We start from the raw sequence: 20854 nt of genomic DNA, 5'->3' as shown, positions 1-20854 counted from the left end.
GAAGTCTGCCCGCGAATGCCTGCCTATAACGTCTAAAAAATCAGGAGCGTTGTCGTCATGAATCCACAGTTTCCGTCCTTTCTGAAACGCGCATTGTTGGTCACCGCCCTGCTCAGTGCCGGCCACGCCTTCGCGGCTGACGGTGTTGGCTTGCTGGTTTATAACGCCCAGCACGAAAGCCTGACCAAGGCCTGGGTCACCGGTTTCACCGAAGAGACGGGCATTCCGGTGACGATCCGCAATGGCGATGACACCGAAATGGGCAACCAACTGGTGCAGGAAGGCGCGGCCTCGCCGGCCGATGTGTTCCTCACCGAAAACTCCCCGGCGATGGTACTGGTCGACAACGCCAAGCTGTTCGCCCCGATCGCGCCAGCCACGCTGGAACAAGTCGATGCGGCGTACCGCCCGGCACACGGCCAGTGGATCGGTATCGCCGCGCGTTCAACGGTGTTCGTCTACAACCCGGCGAAACTGGCGGAAAAAGACCTGCCGAAATCCCTGCTCGATCTGGCCAAACCGGAGTGGAAAGGCCGTTGGGCTGCCTCGCCGGCCGGTGCCGACTTCCAGGCCATCGTCGCCGCCGTGCTCGAGCAAAAAGGCGAAGCCGCCACGCTGGACTGGCTCAAAGGCATGAAAACCAACGCCAGCGTGTATCGCGGCAACAGCGCCGTGCTCAAAGCGGTGAACGCCGGGCAGATCGACAGCGGCGTGATCTACCACTATTACAGCTTCGTCGATCAGTCCAAGACCGGCGAAAACAGCAAGAACACCCAGCTTTATTACTTCAAACATCAGGACCCGGGCGCGTTTGTCAGTACCTCCGGCGCTGGCGTGCTGGCCTCCAGCAAACGTCAGGAAGAGGCGCAGAAGTTCGTCAAATACATCACCAGCAAAGAAGGCCAGGAGATTCTGCACAGCGGCACCTCGTTTGAGTACGCGGTCGGCAAAGACGCACCGTCCAACCCGAAACTGACGCCGCTGAAAGATCTCGACGCACCCAAAGTCGATGCGTCAAAACTCGACAGCAAGAAAGCCGTCGAGCTGATGACTCAGGCGGGAATCCTGTAAGTGCTCCCCGAAACCCTTCCTGCGCAGGTCGCTGCGGCCTCCTCCGCCAGCCTGAGGCTAAAACCCCGCGCCCTGACCGGGCGCGGTGGTTCTTGGGTGGTCGCGCTGGCCGTCGGTGTTTCACTGTTGTCGTTGCTGCCGATCGCGTTTGTGCTCGGTGTGTCGTGGGCCACCGGTTGGGCGACCATCGAAGCGTTGGTGTTTCGCCCACGGGTGGCGGAACTGCTGATCAACACCGTGCTGCTGGTGTTGATCACCCTGCCGTTGTGCATTCTGCTCGGCACCGCACTGGCCTGGCTGACCGAGCGCACCGATCTGCCCGGTCGACGCCTATGGTCATTGCTGGCCGTGGCGCCACTGGCGATACCGGCGTTCGTGCATAGCTATGCGTGGGTCAGCCTGATTCCATCGATTCACGGTTTATCGGCCGGCGTGCTGGTGTCGGTAATCGCCTATTTTCCGTTTCTCTACTTGCCGATTGCCGCAACCTTGCGCCGACTTGATCCGGCGATCGAAGACGTCGCCGAATCCCTCGGTCTCAAGCCTTGGGCGGTGTTTTTCCGGGTGGTGTTGCCGCAGTTGCGCCTGGCGATCTGTGGCGGGGCGTTGCTGGTCGGGCTGCATTTGCTGGCCGAATATGGCCTGTACGCGATGATTCGTTTCGACACGTTCACCACGGCGATTTTCGATCAGTTCAAATCGACCTTCAACGGCCCGGCAGCGAACATGCTGGCGGGCGTTCTGGCGTTGTGCTGCCTGGCGATGCTCACCGCCGAATCCGCCGCCCGGGGCAAGGCGCGCTATGCGCGCGTGGGTTCCGGCAGTGCCCGCGAACAACGCACGGTTCGGCTCGGTCGTGGCAGCGTGATCCTCGGGCTCGGTCTGCAAGTGCTGACCTGCCTGCTCGCCCTCGGCGTGCCGCTGCTGACATTGAGTCGCTGGTTGATCGCCGGTGGCTGGGACGTGTGGGGCGGCGACGAACTGTTGCCTGCGCTGCTGCAAACCCTGTCGTTTGGCGTCGCCGGTGCGCTGTTGACCAGTCTGGCGGCGATTCCGATTGCCTGGCTGTCGATCCGCGCGCCGGGCAAATTGCAGCGTCTGCTCGAAGGCTGCAATTACATCACCAGTTCCCTGCCAGGGATTGTCGTGGCGCTGGCACTGGTCACCGTGACCATCCATTTCGCCCGGCCGATCTACCAGACCACCATCACCGTGCTGCTCGCCTATCTGCTGATGTTCCTGCCACGCGCACTGGTCAGCCTGCGTGCCGGTTTTGCCCAGGCGCCAGTAGAACTGGAGAACATTGCGCAAAGCCTCGGCCGATCGCCCCTGCGCGCCTTGTGGCTGATCACCTTGCGCCTCGCGGCACCGGGCGCTGCCGCCGGAGCCGCGCTGGTGTTTCTGGCGATCACCAATGAACTGACCGCGACCTTGCTGCTCGCCCCCAACGGCACCCGTACGCTGGCCACCGGCTTCTGGGCGATGACCAGCGAAATCGATTACGCCGCCGCCGCGCCTTACGCACTGTTGATGGTGCTGCTTTCGCTGCCGCTGACGGCCCTCCTCTATCACCAATCCAGGCGCACCGCTGGCCGATGAACGCACTCGAACTGATCTCCCTGAACAAGTCCTTTGGCGCGCAGAAAGCGCTGGATGACATCTGCCTGTCAGTGCCGACCGGCAGCCGCACGGTGATTGTCGGCCCGTCCGGCTCCGGCAAAACCACGCTGCTGCGGATAATTGCCGGGTTTGAATTCCCCGACGCCGGCAGCCTGACCCTCAACGGTCAGGTGCTGGTCGACAGCACCCATGCGGTGCCCGCCTACCAACGGCAGATCGGCTATGTTCCGCAGGACGGCGCGTTGTTTCCGCACATGACCGTCGCCGCCAATATCGGGTTCGGCCTGGCACTGACCGGCGCGGCCAGACACGAGCGGATCAAGGAGCTGATGGACAGCGTCGCGCTGGACGCCAACATGGCCGAGCGTTGGCCCCATGAACTGTCTGGCGGCCAGCAGCAACGAGTGTCCCTCGCCCGGGCCCTCGCGCAGCAGCCACGGCTGATGCTGCTGGATGAACCGTTCTCCGCCCTCGACACCGGCCTGCGCAGCGCCATGCGCAAAATGGTCGCGCGCTTGCTTGAGGACGCCGGCGTCACCACGATTCTGGTGACCCACGATCAGGGCGAAGCGCTGTCCTTTGCCGATCAGTTGGCAGTGATGCGCGGCGGGCGGCTGGTGCAGTCCGGGCATCCGATGGACCTTTACCGCTTTCCCCGCGACGAGCAAACCGCACATTTTCTCGGCGAAGCCGTAGTGATGCCGGCACGGATCGAATCCGGTCTGGCCCACTGCGATCTCGGTCAAGTGCCGGTGAACAGCAACGGTTTCATTGGCGACGCGCAGATCATGCTCAGGCCCGAGCAGTTGCAGTTGTCCGGCGCCGTAGTCGGCACACAAGGCTGCCCCGCCGTGGTCACTGAGCGCGATTTTGCCGGCAACACCTGCACCCTCACCGTCGAACTGCGCTCGCCGATCACTCAGGATCCCGGGCGGTCGCTGCTGGTGCGCAGCTCCGGCATGCACGCGCCGCCTGCTGGCAGCGACGTGCAGTTATCGGTGCTCGGTGCGGCGCATCTGTTCGCCGCGTCCTGATTACAGATCGAAGCGATCCACCGCACGCCGCCGCTCGTTGTCATCACGCACATCGTAGTTGGCGGTGGTCTGGATGTTGCTGTGGTGCGCGAGTTTCTGCGCGATCGACAGATCATGTTCCTCGATGACCCGCGTGATAAACGAGCGACGGAAGTCGTGGGGCATGATCTTCACCCCGACCTGCGCGCCACGCTGACGGGCAATGTAGTAAATCGCGTGTTTGGTGATGCGCTCGCGGGTGATGTGGCTGCCGCGACGGATGCGGTTGAACAGAAAGGCATCGTCGCGCTCGCCTTCCTTGAGCTGCGAGCGCCGCAGTTCCAGCCACGCATCAAGTTTGGCGAATGCCCAGGCCGGCGCGTACTTGATCAGTTGTTTGTTGCCTTTGCCGGTGACGGTCAGGCTGCGCTCAGTGAAGTCGACCTGATTCAAGTCCAGGTCCACCGACTCCGATTTGCGCATGCCGGTGCCGTACAACAACGCAATCACCGCTGCGTCGCGCAGCCCTTGCGGACGCGGATCGGCGGCGCAGACTTCCATCAATTCGTGGATCAAGGTGCGCTTCAAGTTGCGCCCCTGGGACAAGCGCGTGCCGGCAATGGCTTTGACCGAACGCATTTTCAACAAATGATCCTGAGAGATCAGGCTCATGCGCCAGGCTTCATTCATCACACCGCGCACGGCATTCACATAAAGCGAAGAAGTGTTGGGCGCATAGTTGTCTTCGCGCAAAGCGGCGACCAGCGCAACAACATCTTCAGGTTGTAATGCGTGCCAGGGAATATCCTCGACATTCATGTCTTCAAAGCCGAGGCGGTCGGCCGCATCCTGCAAAACATAGCGCATGGTTAGCTGGCTGGAGGGGGCCAGGCGCGCCAGATACAGGGTCATCGGATTGGTTTGGCGGGTTTGCAGCGGTACAGCGGACAAGTCAGTCAAACGTAAAGGCCTTGAGTAAAAACAATTCAACACACCAACTAATAACTGCAACATTCCCAGTGTAAGGGGAACACTTCTGTAGGACTTTTCTACTAAAAATGACGATAAGCGGCAGAAGTCTGAACAGTGGCTGTATGGGGTTCAGATAAACGATTCGCCGACCGGTTTTTCATGTTCCTTTCACAAAAACGGGCATAACCTTAATTCCAACAGATCCCGTGTCGGCGCCGTTCAAACTGCCGCGCGAAGCCACAAAAGTCAACCGAACCCCGACGGTAAGTCACTCAGCAACTTATTGATGCAAAGGTGTTTTTTGCGTCTACGCTGAGATTGGATCCTACCCGGTGAATTGGTTTTCTTCTGATTGTTTGTGATGAGGTGTTCATGAGTCAGGCGTTTCTCCCCTTCTCTCGCCCGAGTATCGGCGATGAAGAAATTGCAGCCGTTGAACAAGTATTGCGTTCCGGCTGGATCACCACCGGACCGAAAAATCAGGCACTCGAAGAACAATTCGCGCAATACGTTGGCTGTCGCCACGCGGTGGCACTTTCGTCCGCCACCGGCGGCATGCACATTACCTTGCTGGCGCTGGGCATTGGCCCGGGTGACGAAGTCATCACCCCGTCGCAGACCTGGGTCTCGACCGCCAACATGATTTCCCTGCTCGGCGCCACGCCGGTGTTCGTCGACGTTGATCGCGACACCTTGATGACCGATGCCGCGCGCATCGAAGCTGCCATCACCCCACGCACCAAAGCAATCATTCCGGTGCATTACGCCGGCGCCGCATTTGATCTTGATCCGCTGTATGCGCTGGCCGACAAACACGGCATCGCGGTCATCGAAGACGCCGCCCACGCTGCCGGCACCCGTTACAAGGGGCGCCACGTCGGCTCGCAAGGCACGGCGATTTTCTCCTTCCACGCGATCAAGAACATGACCTGTGCCGAAGGCGCGATGTTCGTCACCGACAACGAAGCCCTGGCCAGCCGTGTGCGCATGCTCAAGTTCCATGGTCTGGGTGTCGACGCCTACGATCGCCTGACCGGTGGCCGCAAGCCGCAGGCGCAAGTGATGGAGCCGGGTTTCAAATACAACCTCGCCGACATCAATGCGGCGATTGCCCTGGTGCAACTGGAGCGTCTCGACGCGATCAACGCGCGCCGCACCGAACTGGCCGCCGCCTACCGGCGAAAACTCGAAGGCCTGCCGGTGCAACCACTGGCTTTGCCCGCCTACGCACAAACCCACGCCTGGCACCTGTTCATCCTGCGCATCGACAGCGAGCGCTGCGGCATGGACCGCGAAGCCTTCATGAAAGGCTTGCAGGACCAGGGCATCGGTACCGGTATCCATTTCATCGCCACTCACCTGCACACCTGGTATCGCCAGCGTGACCCCGATCTGTATCTGCCCAACACCGAATGGAACTCGGCGCGGCTGTGCTCGATTCCGTTGTTCCCCGACATGAGCGATCAAGACCTTGATCGCGTGGTCGGTGCCATCGCCACTCTTATGGACAAACGCCCGTGAAACCTTATCCGATCCGCTGTGTGTCGATCGTTATCCCGGTCTACAACGAACAGGACAGCCTGCCGGAACTGCTGCGCCGTACTGAAGCCGCCTGCCAGATGCTGCGTCACGACTTTGAAATCGTCCTCGTCGACGACGGCAGCCGTGACGAGTCCGCCAACCTTCTGGAAGAAGCCGCGACCCGTGAAGACAGCCCGTTCGTGGCGGTCATCCTCAACCGTAACTACGGCCAGCACGCAGCAATCATGGCCGGTTTCGAACAATGCAAAGGCGATGTCGTGATCACCCTCGACGCCGACCTGCAGAACCCGCCGGAAGAAATCCCGCGGCTGGTCGCCGAAGCGGAAAAGGGTTACGACGTGGTCGGCACCGTGCGCGGCAACCGCCAGGATTCGGCCCTGCGCCGCTATCCGTCGAAGCTGATCAACCTCGCCGTGCAACGCTCCACCGGCGTCGCCATGAGCGACTACGGCTGCATGCTCCGCGCTTACCGCCGGACGATCATCGACGCAATGCTCGCCTGCCGTGAACGCAGCACCTTCATCCCGATTCTGGCCAACAGCTTCGCCCGCCACACCACCGAAATCGTCGTGGCCCACGCCGAACGTGAGCACGGCGATTCGAAGTACAGCCCGATGCGTCTGATCAACCTGATGTTCGACCTGGTCACCTGCATGACCACCACGCCGTTGCGCCTGCTGAGCATCGTCGGTTTCACCATGGCCGGGCTTGGATTGCTGTTTGCTTTTGCGTTGATCGTCATGCGTCTGGCCTTCGGTTCCGGCTGGGCCGGTGACGGCATGTTCGTGCTGTTCGCCGTGCTCTTCGTGTTCACCGGTGGCCAGTTCATCGGCATGGGCCTGCTCGGCGAATACCTGGGACGCATGTACAGCGACGTGCGCGCCCGCCCGCGTTTCTTCATTGAAAAAGTCTTGCGCAGCCACGCCGCCGAGCCGGCGCCTGCAGTCACCGTTGATGGTCTCTCCACTACTACTTCTACTACCGGTCAGGTTCTCTCATGAGTGCAAAAACTGTTGTCTTCGCTTATCACGATATTGGTTGCGCCGGCATTCAAGCCTTGCTCGACAGCGGCTACGACATCGCGGCGGTGTTCACTCACGCCGATGACCCGAAAGAGAACGCGTTCTACGGATCGGTTGCGCAACTGTGCGCCAACAAAGGCATCCCGGTGCACGCGCCGGAAGACGTCAACCACCCGTTGTGGATCGAGCGGATTGCCAAGCTCGCCCCTGAGTACATTTTCTCGTTCTACTACCGCAACCTGCTGAGCGAGTCGTTGCTGGCCGTGGCCAAAAAAGGTGCGTTCAACCTGCACGGTTCGCTGCTGCCAAGCTACCGTGGCCGCGCCCCAGCCAACTGGGTACTGGTCAACGGCGAAACCGAAACCGGCGTCACTTTGCACCGCATGGTCAAGCGTGCCGATGCCGGCGCCATCGTTGCTCAGCAACGTGTCGCCATCGAACGCAGCGACACCGCGTTGAGCCTGCACGGCAAATTGCGCGCTGCGGCCAGCGATCTGTTGCGTGACACCCTGCCAGCCATGCTGCAAGGCAAGATCAGTGAAACCCCGCAGGACGAATCGAAAGCCAGCGTATTCGGGCGTCGCACCGCTGCGGACGGCAAACTGGTCTGGGCGAAACCGGCCGAGCAACTGTTCAACCTGGTGCGTGCGGTGACCCAACCGTATCCGGGCGCGTTCTGCGCGGTTGGCGAGCACAAACTCATCGTCTGGAGCGCCGAAGTCGTCAAAGGCAACGACGGTCAGGCGCCGGGCCGGGTGATCAGTGTCGACCCGCTGCGCATTGCCTGTGGCGAAGACTCGCTGGTGATCCTCTCCGGCCAGCGCAACGACCACGGCCTGTTCCTCAGTGGCCCACAACTGGCCAACGAACTCGGCCTGGTCGACGGCTCGCTGTTGCGCGGTGCCGAATCCGGCCGTGCGCCACGTCGCACGCGCGTGCTGATCCTCGGCGTCAACGGTTTTATCGGCAATCACTTGTCCGAGCGCCTGCTGCGCGATGACCGCTATGAAGTCTATGGTCTGGATATCGGTTCCGACGCCATCGACCGTCTGCGCAGCCATCCGCACTTCCACTACGTCGAAGGCGACATCAGCATTCACTCCGAGTGGATCGAGTACCACATCAAGAAGTGCGACGTGGTCCTGCCGCTGGTGGCCATCGCCACGCCGATCGAATACACCCGCAACCCGCTGCGTGTGTTCGAACTCGACTTCGAAGAAAACCTGAAACTGGTGCGCTACTGCGTCAAGTACAACAAGCGCGTGATCTTCCCGTCGACCTCGGAAGTCTATGGCATGTGCCAGGACAAACACTTCGATGAAGACACTTCCAACCTGGTGGTCGGCCCGATCAACAAGCAGCGCTGGATCTACTCCGTGTCCAAGCAACTGCTGGACCGGGTGATCTGGGCCTACGGCGCCAAGGGCTTGAATTTCACCCTGTTCCGCCCGTTCAACTGGATGGGCCCACGCCTTGACCGTCTGGATTCGGCCCGCATCGGCAGCTCCCGCGCCATCACCCAGTTGATCCTCAACCTGGTCGAAGGCACGCCGATTCGCCTGTTCGACGGTGGCGAGCAGAAACGCTGCTTCACCGACATCGCTGACGGCGTCGAGGCACTCGCGCGGATCATCGATAACGACAACGACGTCTGCAACGGCCAGATCATCAACATCGGCAACCCGGACAACGAAGCCAGCATCCGTCAGTTAGGCGAAGAGCTACTGCGTCAGTTCGAAGCGCACCCGCTGCGTGACAACTTCCCGCCGTTCGCCGGTTTCCGCGACGTGGAAAGCAAGGCGTTCTACGGTGCCGGTTACCAGGACGTCGAGCACCGTAAACCCAGCATTGCCAACGCCAAGCGTCTGCTGGACTGGACGCCGACCGTGGAAATGCGCGAGACCATCGGCAATACGCTCGATTTCTTCTTGCGCGAGGCCATGCTCGAAATCGCGGACAAGAAGTAATGCAGGCAGGACTTCGTATCGACGTCGACACCTACCGCGGCACCCGTGAAGGTGTGCCGCGGCTGCTGGAAATGCTCGACGAGGCGCAGATCAAGGCAACGTTCTTCTTCAGTGTCGGCCCGGACAACATGGGCCGGCATCTGTGGCGCCTGATCCGCCCGCAGTTTCTCTGGAAAATGCTCCGCTCCAATGCTGCCGGCCTGTACGGCTGGGACATTCTGCTCGCCGGCACCGCGTGGCCGGGCAAGCCGATCGGCCGCGATCTCGGGCACCTGATGCGTCAGGCCCGCGACGCCGGTCATGAAGTGGGCCTGCATGCGTGGGATCACCACGGCTGGCAGGCCAATGCCGGGCGCTGGAGCAATGCGCAACTGATCGAGCAGATCCGTCAGGGCGTCGACACTTTGAGCGACATTCTCGGCGAGAAAGTCGAGTGCTCGGCCGCCGCCGGTTGGCGTGCGGACGAACGCGTGATCGAGGCCAAGCAAGCCTTCGGCTTTCGCTACAACAGCGATTGCCGTGGGCAACACCTGTTTCGCCCTTTGCTGGCCGACGGTACGCCGGGCACCCCGCAGATTCCGGTGGACCTGCCGACCTTCGACGAAGTCGTCGGCCCCATCGTCGCGGCGCGGGATTTCAACGGTTTCATCCTTGATCACTTTCGCCCGCAACAACTCAACGTCTACACCATTCACGCCGAAGTAGAAGGGATTCTGATGGCTGAGGATTTTCGTCAATTGTTGGCCGATGCGCGCCAACGCAACATCGACTTCAAACCACTGGGCGACTTGCTGCCCGAGTTCTTCAACACCTTGCCCGTGGGTCGCGTGCAACGCGGCGCCCTCGACGGCCGTGAAGGCTGGCTGGGAGTGCAAGGCGCATGATTAAACGCTGGACGCTGCCACTGCTGTTGCTGGGTATTTGCTTGCTGGCCTATCTGCTGCCGCTAGGCACGCACGGTTTGTGGATTCCTGATGAGACCCGTTACGCACAGATCAGCCAGGACATGCTGCTCAGTGGCAACTGGGTGTCGCCGCACTTCATGAGCCTGCGTTATTTCGAGAAGCCGATTGCCGGTTACTGGATGATCGCGCTGGGTCAGGAGTTGTTCGGGCAGAACCTGTTCGGCGTGCGCTTTGCGTCGGCGCTCAGCACCGGGTTGAGCGTGCTGCTGTGCTATCTGGTCGCTCGGCGCTTGTGGAACGAGCCGCGCAAAAGCTTCGTCTGCGCCCTGCTTTACATGAGTTTCACTATCGTCGCCGGTCAGGCCGGTTACGCCAACCTCGATCCGCAATTCACCTTCTGGGTCAATCTGAGTCTGGTGGCGCTGTGGTTTGCCTTCGACAGTCAAACCGGCGGCAAGCGCATGGCAGCCTGGGCGGTAATGGGGCTGGCCTGTGGCATGGGTTTCATGACCAAAGGCTTTCTCGCCTGGCTGCTGCCGGTGCTGATCGCCCTGCCGTGGATGCTCTGGCAAAAACGCTGGCGTGAACTGCTGATGTTCGGCCCGGTGGCGATTGCCGTGGCGATCCTCGTCAGCCTGCCGTGGGTGCTCGCAGTGCATGCGCAGGAGCCGGACTACTGGCGGTTCTTCTTCTGGCACGAGCACATCCGCCGCTTTGCCGGTGACGATGCGCAACACGATGCGCCCTGGTGGTTCTACCTGCCACTGCTGGTGGCGTTCAGTCTGCCGTGGGTGGGGTTGCTGCCGACCGCGTTCAAACAAGCCTGGCAAAGCCGCGCTCAGCCGAAAATGGTCTTTGTGCTGCTCTGGCTGGCGATGCCGCTGGGGTTTTTCAGCCTGGCCAACGGCAAACTGCCGACTTACATCCTGCCGTGCCTGCTGCCGATGGCGTTGTTGCTGGGCAATGCGCTGGCCGACCGCTTGCGTCTTGAGCAAGGTCGCGCGCTGAGCATCAATGGTCTGCTCAATCTGTTGCTGGGCGTCGTCACGTTGATTGCGCTGGTCTATCTGCAACTGACCAAACCGGTCTACGACCACGAACTGCACAGCATGGTGCTGGTGTTTATCGCGCTGATCGGCTGGATCATCGCCAACCTGCTGCAAGCCTTTCTGCCGCTGCAATGCTGGGCAGCACCGGCGCTCGGCAGCCTGTTGCTGATCGCGGTGCTCCCGGCGGCACTGCCGAAATCGGTGGTCGCCAACAAGATGCCCGATCAATTCATCAGGCATCACGTCACCGAACTGGCGCAAACCACGCATCTGCTGAGCAACGACCTCGGCGCTGCTTCGGCGCTGGCCTGGCGCCTGAAAACGCCGCAAGTGGCGTTGTACAACACGATAGGCGAACTGAAATATGGCCTTGCCTATCCTGACGGCATTCAACAGCGGGTTGACACCAAAGACGTGCAACGGTGGATGCGTGAGGCGCGCCGCAGCGGTTCGGTCGGCGTGGTGATGCGCGTCAAGGGGCAGGACGAACTGGACGAAATCGACAAGTTGCCCAAGGACGGCCTCCGTTACGAACAGGGCAACCTGGTGATCATGATCCTGCCCAAGGAGGCGTCATGAGCCTGTTGCTGCTGTTGGCCGCGTGCCTGCTGACCTGCCTCGGCCAGGTGGCGCAGAAGTACGCCGTGGAGAGCTGGCGCGGCGTCGAGTCGGGCTGGGCCGAAAAGCTGCGTACGCCGTGGTTGTGGTTGGCCCTGCTCGCCCTCGGCTCAGGTCTGTTGGTCTGGTTGCTGGTGTTGCAGCGTCTGGAAGTCGGCATCGCCTACCCGATGCTCAGCCTCAACTTCGTGCTGATCACCCTGATTGCGCGCTTCGTCTTCCGTGAACCCATCGACCGCCAGCATTGGTTTGGCGTGGCATTGGTCATCGGCGGCGTGGTTTTGCTGGGGCAACAGTCATGAATCAACGTCGCGGCATCACGTTCGCGCTGGGCAGCGTGTTCCTCGTCAGCGCTGCGCAACTGGGCATGCGCTGGAGCATGACCCGCCTGCCCGTGCCGGAACAATGGCTGCACATCGACAGCCTCGATTGGCGGGCGCTGGCCGTGGTCATTGCGGCGGTTTTTGCCTACGCCCTGTCAATGCTTTGCTGGCTCGCCGCCCTGCGCGATCTGCCGCTGGGCCGGGCTTACTCGCTGCTGAGCATCAGCTATGCGCTGGTGTATCTGCTGGCGGCCAGTCTGCCGCTGTTCAACGAATCCTTCAGTTTCACTAAATCACTCGGCGTGGCGCTGGTCATGCTCGGGGTCATCACCATCAACACTCGTCCGGCTCGTGCGCCCGAATTCAGGAGTGCTCCATGAAAATCACAGTATTTGGCAGCGGTTACGTCGGTCTGGTGCAAGCGGCTGTGTTGGCCGAGGTCGGCCATGATGTCGTGTGCATGGACGTCGACCAGAAGAAGGTCGACCTGTTGCGCCAGGGTCATGTCAGCATTTTTGAGCCTGGGCTGGCCAGCCTGGTGCGCGAAGGTCTCGACTCGAAACGCCTGCAATTTACCACTGATGAGCAACTTGCCGTGCAGCACGGTCGAGTCGCGTTTATCGCCGTGGGTACGCCGTCGCGTGAGGATGGCTCGGCGGATCTGCGCTACGTGCTGTCGGTGGGTGACGCGATTGCCCGCCATCGTGAGCAGCCGCTGATTCTGGTGGAAAAATCCACGGTACCGGTGGGCACCGGCGACACCTTGCGCAAGCACATCGAAAAAGCCTTGATCAAAACCGGCCGCCTGCTGCAATTCGATATCGTCTCCAACCCGGAATTCCTCAAGGAAGGCTCGGCCGTTGCCGACTGCCGTCGTCCGGACCGCATCGTCATCGGCTGCGAGGGTGATGACGTACGCGATGTGATGCGTGATCTGTACTCGCCGTTCAACCGCAACCACGACCGCATCATGTTCATGGACCTGCGCAGCGCCGAGCTGACCAAGTACGCCGCCAACTGCATGCTGGCGACCAAGATCAGCTTCATCAACCAGATTGCCGAACTCGCCGAACACCTGGGTGCCGACATCGAATCGGTGCGCCAGGGCATCGGTGCTGACACGCGCATCGGTTACCACTTCATTTATCCGGGCTGCGGGTATGGCGGCTCGTGCTTCCCGAAAGACATGCGCGCGCTGATCTACAGCGCCGAAGAAGCGCATTGCTCCAGCGACTTGCTGCAAGCGGTCGAGGCGATCAACCAGCGGCAGAAACACAAGTTGTTCGAGCGCATCAATGCGTTCTACAAGGGTGATCTGCGCGGCAAGACCTTCGCCCTGTGGGGCCTGGCATTCAAACCCAACACCGATGACATGCGCGATGCACCGAGCCGGGTGTTGCTGGAAGAGTTGTGGGCGGCCGGTGCCAGCGTGCGCGCGTTCGACCCGGAAGCCATGCAGGAAACCCAGAACCTCTACCCGGACGAGTCGAAACTGATGCTGATGGGCACGCCGGAATCGGTATTGCCCGGCGCCGACGCGCTGATCATCTGCACCGAGTGGCAGCAGTTCAAGGCTCCGGATTTCGACCTGATCAAACAGCGTCTCAACACCCCGGTGATCTTCGACGGGCGCAACCTTTACGACGCCGAGCGTCTGGCGCGCAACGGCTTCCAGTACTTCCCGATGGGCCGTGGCGAATCGCGCAAATTGCCGATCCCGCTGCAACAGTGGCCACACGCGTCCGACGTCGCTTGATCGCGTTATCGCCCGAGATTCGCCGGCAGTCCCTGATCGCAGGGCTGCTGGCGTTTTTAGTGTTCATCGCCGGGGTCTATGGGCAGGCTCCGATCGGTTTCGACTCGCGGTTTGTGCTGTTTGCGCAGGAAATGCTGCGCCATGGGCCGACGGTGTTTCCGACCACTTATGGTCAGCCGTACGCGGATTATTCAGCGGTTTCGACGCTGTTTATCTGGCTGCTGTCGTTGCCGTTCGGCGCGGTGAATGCGTTGACTGCGTGGGCGCCAAGTGCGTTCGCGGGCGCGTTGATCGTGACACTGATGTATCGACTGCTGGCTCCGTACTCACGGCGTTGGGCGTTGATCAGTATTGCCTTGCTGATGCTGACCAGCGGTTTCGTCACAGAAGTGCGCGCAGTGTCGCAGGATTTGATGCTCGCGGCGGTGGCGTTTGCGGTGTTCTATCTGGGTTATGCCCATGATCATTTTGGCGGCGGACGTCGTTGGCCGCTGATCTTCGTATTGCTCTTGCTGGGTTTCGGGATTCGCGGGCCGATCGGGCTGGTGGTGCCGACCGGCATGCTGTGCAGCTATTACCTGCTCAACCGTGAATGGTCGCGGCTGCTGGTGTTCGGCGTGTTGGCTTCGCTGTTGCTCGCAGCCTGTGTCGGCCTGCTGTTGTGGCTGGCGAAACTCAGCGGTGGCCCGGTCTTCTTGCAGGACGTGATTCGCATGCAGTTCATGGGGCGCATGGACGGCAGCGAAGGTGTCAGTGGTTCGCTGTATTACTTCACCAGCTCGCTTGGTAACTATGCGCTGGCGTATCCGTTGGCATTGCTGGTGTTGGCGGCGGCCTGGCTAAGCAAACCGCAGCAACGTGGCCCGGCGCTGCGCTTGGTGCAGTATTGCGCGGCGGCGGGGTTGATCGTGATGCTCGGGCTGTCGATTCCGCAGGCGAAGAAGGCCCGGTATGTGCTGCCGATGCTGCCGATGGCGGCGATCATTGCGGCGTATCCGTTTCAGGTCGCGCACGGGCGCGTGTTCCGCTATTTGCGCGGTTTGCTCATGGGCTTGTGGCTGGTCACGCCGGGCTTGTTGCTGGTGGTTTTGCTGGTTGCCCAACGGCGCTTTCCCGAGCAGTTGAGTGAAGTTTCTGTTGTCTTGATCGCGTTGGGCGTTTTTCAGTTGCTGGCTCTGTCGAGATTGTTGGTCCCGCGTTGGCGCGCCGAACTGTTGGCATTGTGTGCCGTGTTGGCGCTATGGACGGTGTATGCGGCAGTGTTTGAACCGGTGGAGCGGCGCCTGTATGACACGCAGACATTCAGTCTCGCGGTGTTCGCCCAGGTTCAGCAAAATCCGGCGCCACTGGTGTTGCACGGCATGGGCAAGGACGCGAAGGCGATCAAGTTCATGGTCAATCTCTCGCAGGATCTGCAACCGCAGTTCAGCGACTCGGTGCAGCAGCTGGAGGCGCTCAAAGGTCCGGCGTGGTTGATGATGGATCGCAGTGATCTGCCATCCCTCAAGGCCACACCGCTGGAAAACGCGCAGCCGGTGTTGAGTGGGCGTTTCGACAAAAACGACTATGTATTGCTGTGGCTGAAACCGTAACCTGTCGACCTTTTGATCGGCAGGATGCGCCTCAACATGACCATCGACGTACGCCGCGCCAGCCTCGCTGACGCGGTTGCCCTCCCCGCGATCGAGCGCTCGGCAGCGCAATTGTTTCGTCTTGATCCTTCACTGGCATGGCTGGCTGATGCCGAGGTGCCCGCTGCTGCGCGACATCTGCTGGCCATCGAACAGGCGTACGTGTGGGTTGCGGCAAATAGCGACGGGCAACTGACTGGATTTGTTCGTGCTGTAGCTATCGATCAGCACCTGCACATTGAGGAGCTGTCCGTCAGTCAGGCTTTTCAAGGACAAGGCATGGGTCGCGCACTGGTTGCGGCCGTCATTGAACAAGCGCGCGCGATGCAGTTGAACTCAGTGACGCTGACCACCTTTCGCGATCTGCCGTGGAATGCGCCGTTTTATCAGAGGTTGGGGTTTGTCGAGTTGGCGAATGTACAAGCCGATCGCCATTTACGCGATGCGCTGCAAGCCGAAGTCCGTTATGGCTTTCCCGCAGAGCGGCGCTGCGCCATGCGCCTGCCCCTTTCCTGAAGACCACACACCCCCCTGTAGGAGCGAGCTTGCTCGCGAATGCGGTGGTCCTGTGACATGGATGTTGACTGACAAACTGCTTTCGCGAGCAAGCTCGCTCCCACAGGGATAGTGTTGTGGCAGCTTGACCGGTGATGGCCGCCCGGTGAGGATGACGTACGCCCACCAAGCATTTGAAATAAGGACATTGACCCTTCGTGGCCACCTACTCACGCCTCATCCGCCGGTTGATGATCAGTTCGCTGACCGTCGTCATCAGCCGTGCGCTGATCAGCCCGCTACTGACGCTGTTCCTCAGCAACAAGCTCGGCCTCAACCCACAGGACGTCGGTCTGCTGTTGGGCATCGCGGTGTTCAGCGCCACGCTATTGTCGTTGTACGGCGGCTACATCATCGATCGGCTCGACAAGCGCCGGTTGCTGATCCTGACCATGCTCTCGAGTGGTATCGGTCTGATCCTGCTGACCTTCGCGCAGAATCTGTATCTGGTCACCGTGGTGCTGATCATCAGCGAAACGGCGTCGGCGCTGTTCCTGATCTGCTCCAAAGCCATCCTCAGTGAAAATCTGCCGGTGGGCCAACGGGTCAAGGCGTTTTCCCTCAACTACACACTGACCAACATCGGTTACGCCGTCGGCCCGATGATCGGCGTGGTGATTGCCGGCGTTCAGCCGTCAGCGCCGTTTATCGTCGCAGGCGCGATTGCCATCGGCAGCCTCTTTCTGCTGCTCGGTCCCGCGCGCGAAGCAAATCCTCCCTCAATCGTCGCTCAGCCACAAAGTTTTCTGAAAACCCTGATCATCCTGAAAAACGATCGCACGATGATCCTGTTTACCTTGGGTTGCCTGCTCAGTACGTTGGTACACGGGCGTTTCACCCTGTACCTGTCGCAATACCTGCTGGTCACGCATACCCAGCAACAGACCCTGGACACCATGGCCGCCCTGCTCGCCTGCAACGCGATCACGGTGATTGTGTTGCAGTACCAGATCGGCCGTTTACTCAGCCGCGAACACCTGCGCCACTGGATCGCCGGCGGCACCGCGTTGTTCATCGTCGGGCTGATCGGCTTCAGTCTGGCCGACAGTCTGGTCGGCTGGTGCGTGGCGATGTTCATCTTCACCTTGGGCGAGATGATCATCTATCCGGCAGACTTCCTGTTTGTCGACACCCTGGCTCCCGAAGAACTGCGCGGCAGCTATTACGGCGCGCAGAACCTTGCGGCCCTGGGCGGCGCGGCGAGCCCCGTCATGTGCGGGTTTCTGCTGATGCATACGCCGGCGCCGAGCATGTTCTATGCCTTGAGCGCCTTGGCGGCGGTGGGCGGCTACTTGTGCTTCGTGAGTGGTCGTCGCGTCGCTTCAATTCAAAATTAATGCACTAAATGTGCATTAATATGAATTTGTCAGCATCGAGTTTGCCCGGCACACTGTGCGCGTTCCTCCCCCAATGTTGGAACACTTCGAGGGCTTTCCGGATATGCCGGACAAGTCCTTTTTTTTGCCTCGAATTTGCTGCAAGGATCGGATTCACATGCTCGCTCGCTGGTTGCCCGCCGCCATCAACACCCGCCCCACCGAATGGAGCCGTGCCGCCATCGGCATGGCATTGGGCACATTGTTCAGTGTGTGGCTATGCGCGCAGGTGTTCGGCCATGAAGTCGCCTATCACCTGATCGGCCCGCTGGGTGCTTCGGCGGTGTTGCTGTTCGCCGTGTCCTCCGGCGCCCTCGCCCAGCCGTGGTCGATTCTCGGCGGCTACTTGTGTGCTGGCGTCGTCGCGTTGCTGGTCGCCCATGTGCTCGGCCGGACTTTGGGCAGCGCCTGTCTGGCGGCGGGCATGGCGTTGATTCTGATGTGCTGGCTGCGTTGTCTGCATCCGCCGGCCGGGGCGTTGGCACTGACACTGGTGCTGGCCGATCCTGCGACCATCGCCATGAACTGGAAAGCCATGGAACCGGTGATGCTCGGCGCGGCGTGCATGCTGCTCAGCGCGCTTGCCTACAATAACCTGACGCGCATTCGTTATCCGAAACGTCCGACGGAACCGGCGCCGGTGCTTGGGCCGGTCGACAGTCAGGCGATCACCGCCGAAGACCTGAAACTTGCCTTGGCCGAGATGGAAGCCTTCATCGACATCACCCCCGAGGATCTCGAACAACTGATCCACGCCAGCGAACTGCACGCCAAGCGCCGCAGCATTACCCAAACCTTCCGTTGACTCTGTGTAGGAGCTGCCGCAGGCTGCGATCTTTTGATCTTTAAAATCAAAGTCAAAAGATCGCAGCCTGCGGCAGCTCCTACATGAGCGCGCACATTTTCGACCAAGGTAAAAACGCAAACTCCCCCTGCGAATATCCCGGTTGTACACGACAAATTTGCACTGTTACGATCCGGTAACGCTCGCGCGCGAGCTTCTCGAATAAAGACAATAAAAGCAGGGAGTTACTGATGACAGCTCAGGCTTCATCCCCGCGGACCCAGTCCATGGATGCCACGCAAAACGAAGTGCTGGCCGAGGTTCGCAACCACATCGGTCACCTGACCCTCAACCGCCCCGCCGGTCTCAACGCCATTACCCTCGACATGGTGCGTTTGCTGCAACAGCAGCTCGATGCCTGGGCGACTGACGCCAATGTTCACGCCGTAGTCCTGCGCGGTGCCGGTGAAAAAGCCTTCTGTGCCGGGGGCGACATTCGTTCGCTGTACGACAGTTTCAAAAGCGGCGACACGCTGCACGAAGATTTCTTCGTCGAGGAATACGCCCTCGATCTGACGATTCATCACTACCGCAAACCGGTGCTGGCGCTGATGGACGGTTTTGTCCTCGGCGGAGGGATGGGCCTGGTACAAGGCGCGGATTTGCGCGTGGTCACCGAGAAGAGCCGTCTGGCGATGCCGGAAGTGGCCATCGGTTATTTCCCGGATGTCGGTGGCAGTTATTTCCTGCCGCGCATTCCCGGTGAGCTGGGGATTTATCTGGGCGTCAGCGGCGTGCAGATTCGTGCCGCCGATGCGCTGTATTGCGGCCTCGCCGACTGGTATCTGGACAGCAGCAAACTGGCGCTGCTCGACGAAAGACTCGACCAGATGGAATGGCAGGACACGCCGCTCAAGGCGCTGCAAAACCTGTTGGCCAAACACGCCGTGCAAACCCTGCCCGACGCGCCACTTGAGGCCTTGCGCCCAGCCATCGACCACTTCTTCGCCCTGCCGGATGTGCCGAGCATGGTTGAGCAGTTGCGTGCGGTGACCGTCGCCGACAGTCATGAATGGGCGACCACCACCGCCAATCTGCTGGAAACGCGTTCGCCGTTGGCCATGGCGGTGACCCTGGAAATGCTTCGTCGCGGTCGCCACCTGAGCCTGGAACACTGCTTTGCGCTGGAGCTGCATCTGGATCGCCAGTGGTTCGCCCGTGGCGACCTAATCGAAGGCGTACGCGCCCTGCTGATCGATAAAGACAAGACACCGCGCTGGAACCCGCCGACCCTCGCCGCGCTGGACGCAGGCCATGTCGCGAGTTTCTTCCAAGGCTTTGATGAGAGCGGGAGCTGAGCCATGCACGATCTCGAACTGACTGAAGAACAAGTGATGATTCGCGACATGGCCCGGGACTTTGCCCGTGGCGAAATCGCGCCCCACGCGCAGGCCTGGGAAAACGCTGGCTGGATCGACGACGCGCTCGTCGCGAAGATGGGTGAGCTCGGGTTGCTCGGCATGGTCGTGCCCGAGGAATGGGGCGGCACCTATGTCGATTACGTTGCCTACGCCTTGGCCGTGGAAGAGATTTCCGCCGGTGACGGCGCGACCGGCGCGTTCATGAGCATCCACAACTCAGTGGGCTGCGGGCCGGTGCTCAATTACGGCAGCGAAGCGCAGAAACAGACCTGGCTGGCGGATCTGGCCAGCGGGCAAACCATCGGCTGCTTCTGCCTGACCGAGCCGCAGGCCGGTTCCGAAGCGCACAACCTGCGTACCCGCGCCGAACTGCGTGACGGCCAGTGGGTGATCAACGGCGCCAAGCAATTTGTCAGCAACGGCAAGCGAGCGAAGCTGGCGATTGTGTTTGCGGTGACCGATCCGGACCTGGGCAAGAAAGGGATTTCGGCGTTTCTGGTGCCGACCGATACCGCCGGTTTCATCGTCGATCGCACCGAACACAAGATGGGCATCCGCGCCTCTGATACCTGTGCGGTGACGCTGAACAACTGCAGCATTCCCGAGGCCAATCTGCTCGGCGAGCGCGGCAAAGGTCTGGCGATTGCCCTGTCCAACCTTGAAGGCGGACGCATCGGTATCGCCGCGCAAGCACTGGGGATCGCCCGCGCGGCGTTTGAGGCGGCGCTGGTGTATTCGCGAGATCGTATCCAGTTCGGCAAACCGATCAATGAACACCAGAGCATCGCCAACCTGCTCGCCGACATGCACATGCAGATCAACGCGGCGCGGCTGATGATCCTGCATGCGGCGCGTCTGCGGACGGCGGGCAAACCGTGTTTGTCCGAGGCCTCGCAGGCCAAGCTGTTTGCTTCGGAAATGGCCGAGAAGGTCTGCTCGTCGGCGATTCAGATTCATGGCGGGTATGGCTATCTGGAAGATTATCCGGTCGAGAAGTATTACCGCGATGCGCGGATTACCCAGATCTATGAAGGCTCGAGCGAGATTCAGCGGATGGTGATTGCGCGGGAGTTGAAGAACTATCAGTTGTAATGGTGTTGGCCCCTTTCCCTCACCCCAGCCCTCTCCCTGTATGTACCGGACACATGGTGGACAGGTGTTCGGAGACATGGTGGACACATTTTAATAGACACATTGCTCATCGCGAAGGAGATGGCCTGTGTCTTGGG

The 20854-nt window shown here is 60.8% G+C and carries 18 protein-coding genes; 17 read left to right on the top strand and 1 reads right to left on the bottom strand.

The genetic code is table 11. The features are described 5' to 3' along the window. Nucleotides 1–57: 57 nt before the first annotated feature. Genes GTU76_RS00090 through GTU76_RS00080 form a run of 3 tightly spaced genes read left to right on the top strand, consistent with a single transcriptional unit; the run spans nucleotide 58 to nucleotide 3725 of the window. On the top strand, nucleotides 58–1071 hold the full coding sequence (locus GTU76_RS00090) for an iron ABC transporter substrate-binding protein (RefSeq protein ID WP_175554287.1): 1014 nt from the start codon (nucleotides 58–60) through the stop codon (nucleotides 1069–1071). After that, a complete protein-coding gene (locus GTU76_RS00085) occupies nucleotides 1072–2670 on the top strand; it encodes an ABC transporter permease subunit (RefSeq protein ID WP_180697764.1) in 1599 nt (532 codons plus the stop codon). Beyond that, nucleotides 2667–3725: an ABC transporter ATP-binding protein gene (locus GTU76_RS00080; RefSeq protein ID WP_093432691.1), complete on the top strand. Its 1059-nt coding sequence runs from the start codon at nucleotides 2667–2669 to the stop codon at nucleotides 3723–3725. The genes GTU76_RS00085 and GTU76_RS00080 overlap by 4 nt, the downstream gene beginning before the upstream one ends. Here the strand turns inward: GTU76_RS00080 and GTU76_RS00075 are convergent, their stop codons facing one another. Further along, nucleotides 3726–4616 carry a site-specific integrase gene (locus tag GTU76_RS00075; protein WP_180697999.1) on the bottom strand — a complete coding sequence of 297 codons (891 nt, stop codon included), beginning with the start codon at nucleotides 4614–4616 and terminating at the stop codon, nucleotides 3726–3728. It lies immediately after the preceding gene. A gap of 432 nt (nucleotides 4617–5048) precedes the next feature. Here GTU76_RS00075 and arnB point away from each other — a divergent pair, with 432 nt between their 5' ends. The 14 genes from arnB (at nucleotide 5049) to GTU76_RS00005 (ending at nucleotide 20717) form a co-directional block, all read left to right on the top strand. Then, nucleotides 5049–6197: a UDP-4-amino-4-deoxy-L-arabinose aminotransferase gene (arnB, locus tag GTU76_RS00070; protein WP_180697763.1), complete on the top strand. Its 1149-nt coding sequence runs from the start codon at nucleotides 5049–5051 to the stop codon at nucleotides 6195–6197. Continuing rightward, entirely contained in the window at nucleotides 6194–7219 is a 1026-nt protein-coding gene (gene arnC, locus GTU76_RS00065; RefSeq protein WP_099759112.1) for an undecaprenyl-phosphate 4-deoxy-4-formamido-L-arabinose transferase, read from the top strand. The genes arnB and arnC overlap by 4 nt, the downstream gene beginning before the upstream one ends. Continuing rightward, nucleotides 7216–9207, top strand: coding sequence for a bifunctional UDP-4-amino-4-deoxy-L-arabinose formyltransferase/UDP-glucuronic acid oxidase ArnA (gene arnA / locus GTU76_RS00060; RefSeq protein WP_180697762.1), 1992 nt, complete (start codon nucleotides 7216–7218; stop codon nucleotides 9205–9207). The genes arnC and arnA overlap by 4 nt, the downstream gene beginning before the upstream one ends. Continuing rightward, nucleotides 9207–10091 (top strand): 4-deoxy-4-formamido-L-arabinose-phosphoundecaprenol deformylase, encoded by an 885-nt coding sequence (arnD, locus tag GTU76_RS00055; protein WP_099759110.1) that lies wholly within the window; start codon nucleotides 9207–9209, stop codon nucleotides 10089–10091. The genes arnA and arnD overlap by 1 nt, the downstream gene beginning before the upstream one ends. Continuing rightward, nucleotides 10088–11740 (top strand): lipid IV(A) 4-amino-4-deoxy-L-arabinosyltransferase, encoded by a 1653-nt coding sequence (gene arnT, locus GTU76_RS00050; RefSeq protein WP_180697761.1) that lies wholly within the window; start codon nucleotides 10088–10090, stop codon nucleotides 11738–11740. The genes arnD and arnT overlap by 4 nt, the downstream gene beginning before the upstream one ends. Beyond that, entirely contained in the window at nucleotides 11737–12081 is a 345-nt protein-coding gene (arnE, locus tag GTU76_RS00045) for a 4-amino-4-deoxy-L-arabinose-phosphoundecaprenol flippase subunit ArnE (RefSeq protein ID WP_016986766.1), read from the top strand. Before arnT ends, arnE begins: the two co-directional genes overlap by 4 nt. Beyond that, entirely contained in the window at nucleotides 12078–12482 is a 405-nt protein-coding gene (gene arnF, locus GTU76_RS00040) for a 4-amino-4-deoxy-L-arabinose-phosphoundecaprenol flippase subunit ArnF (RefSeq protein WP_016986767.1), read from the top strand. The genes arnE and arnF overlap by 4 nt, the downstream gene beginning before the upstream one ends. After that, the gene (locus tag GTU76_RS00035; protein ID WP_180697760.1) at nucleotides 12479–13858 is read left to right on the top strand and encodes a UDP-glucose dehydrogenase family protein; all 1380 of its coding nucleotides are present in this window, start codon (nucleotides 12479–12481) and stop codon (nucleotides 13856–13858) included. Before arnF ends, GTU76_RS00035 begins: the two co-directional genes overlap by 4 nt. Continuing rightward, entirely contained in the window at nucleotides 13855–15450 is a 1596-nt protein-coding gene (locus GTU76_RS00030; RefSeq protein ID WP_180697759.1) for an ArnT family glycosyltransferase, read from the top strand. The genes GTU76_RS00035 and GTU76_RS00030 overlap by 4 nt, the downstream gene beginning before the upstream one ends. A gap of 36 nt (nucleotides 15451–15486) precedes the next feature. Beyond that, nucleotides 15487–16005, top strand: a complete 519-nt coding sequence (locus GTU76_RS00025) for a GNAT family N-acetyltransferase (protein ID WP_175554279.1) — start codon at nucleotides 15487–15489, stop codon at nucleotides 16003–16005. A gap of 197 nt (nucleotides 16006–16202) precedes the next feature. Next, nucleotides 16203–17381 carry an MFS transporter gene (locus tag GTU76_RS00020; protein ID WP_180697758.1) on the top strand — a complete coding sequence of 393 codons (1179 nt, stop codon included), beginning with the start codon at nucleotides 16203–16205 and terminating at the stop codon, nucleotides 17379–17381. A gap of 157 nt (nucleotides 17382–17538) precedes the next feature. Next, nucleotides 17539–18225: an HPP family protein gene (locus GTU76_RS00015; RefSeq protein WP_180697757.1), complete on the top strand. Its 687-nt coding sequence runs from the start codon at nucleotides 17539–17541 to the stop codon at nucleotides 18223–18225. 230 nt (nucleotides 18226–18455) lie between these two features. Continuing rightward, nucleotides 18456–19562, top strand: a complete 1107-nt coding sequence (locus GTU76_RS00010; RefSeq protein WP_180697756.1) for an enoyl-CoA hydratase/isomerase family protein — start codon at nucleotides 18456–18458, stop codon at nucleotides 19560–19562. A 3-nt stretch (nucleotides 19563–19565) separates the two neighbouring features. Then, the gene (locus GTU76_RS00005; protein WP_180697755.1) at nucleotides 19566–20717 is read left to right on the top strand and encodes an acyl-CoA dehydrogenase family protein; all 1152 of its coding nucleotides are present in this window, start codon (nucleotides 19566–19568) and stop codon (nucleotides 20715–20717) included. Nucleotides 20718–20854 lie beyond the last annotated feature (137 nt).

Source organism: Pseudomonas crudilactis (genome assembly GCF_013433315.1).
GTDB lineage: Bacteria > Pseudomonadota > Gammaproteobacteria > Pseudomonadales > Pseudomonadaceae > Aquipseudomonas > Aquipseudomonas crudilactis.
This window is presented reverse-complemented; position numbering and strand designations above follow the sequence as displayed.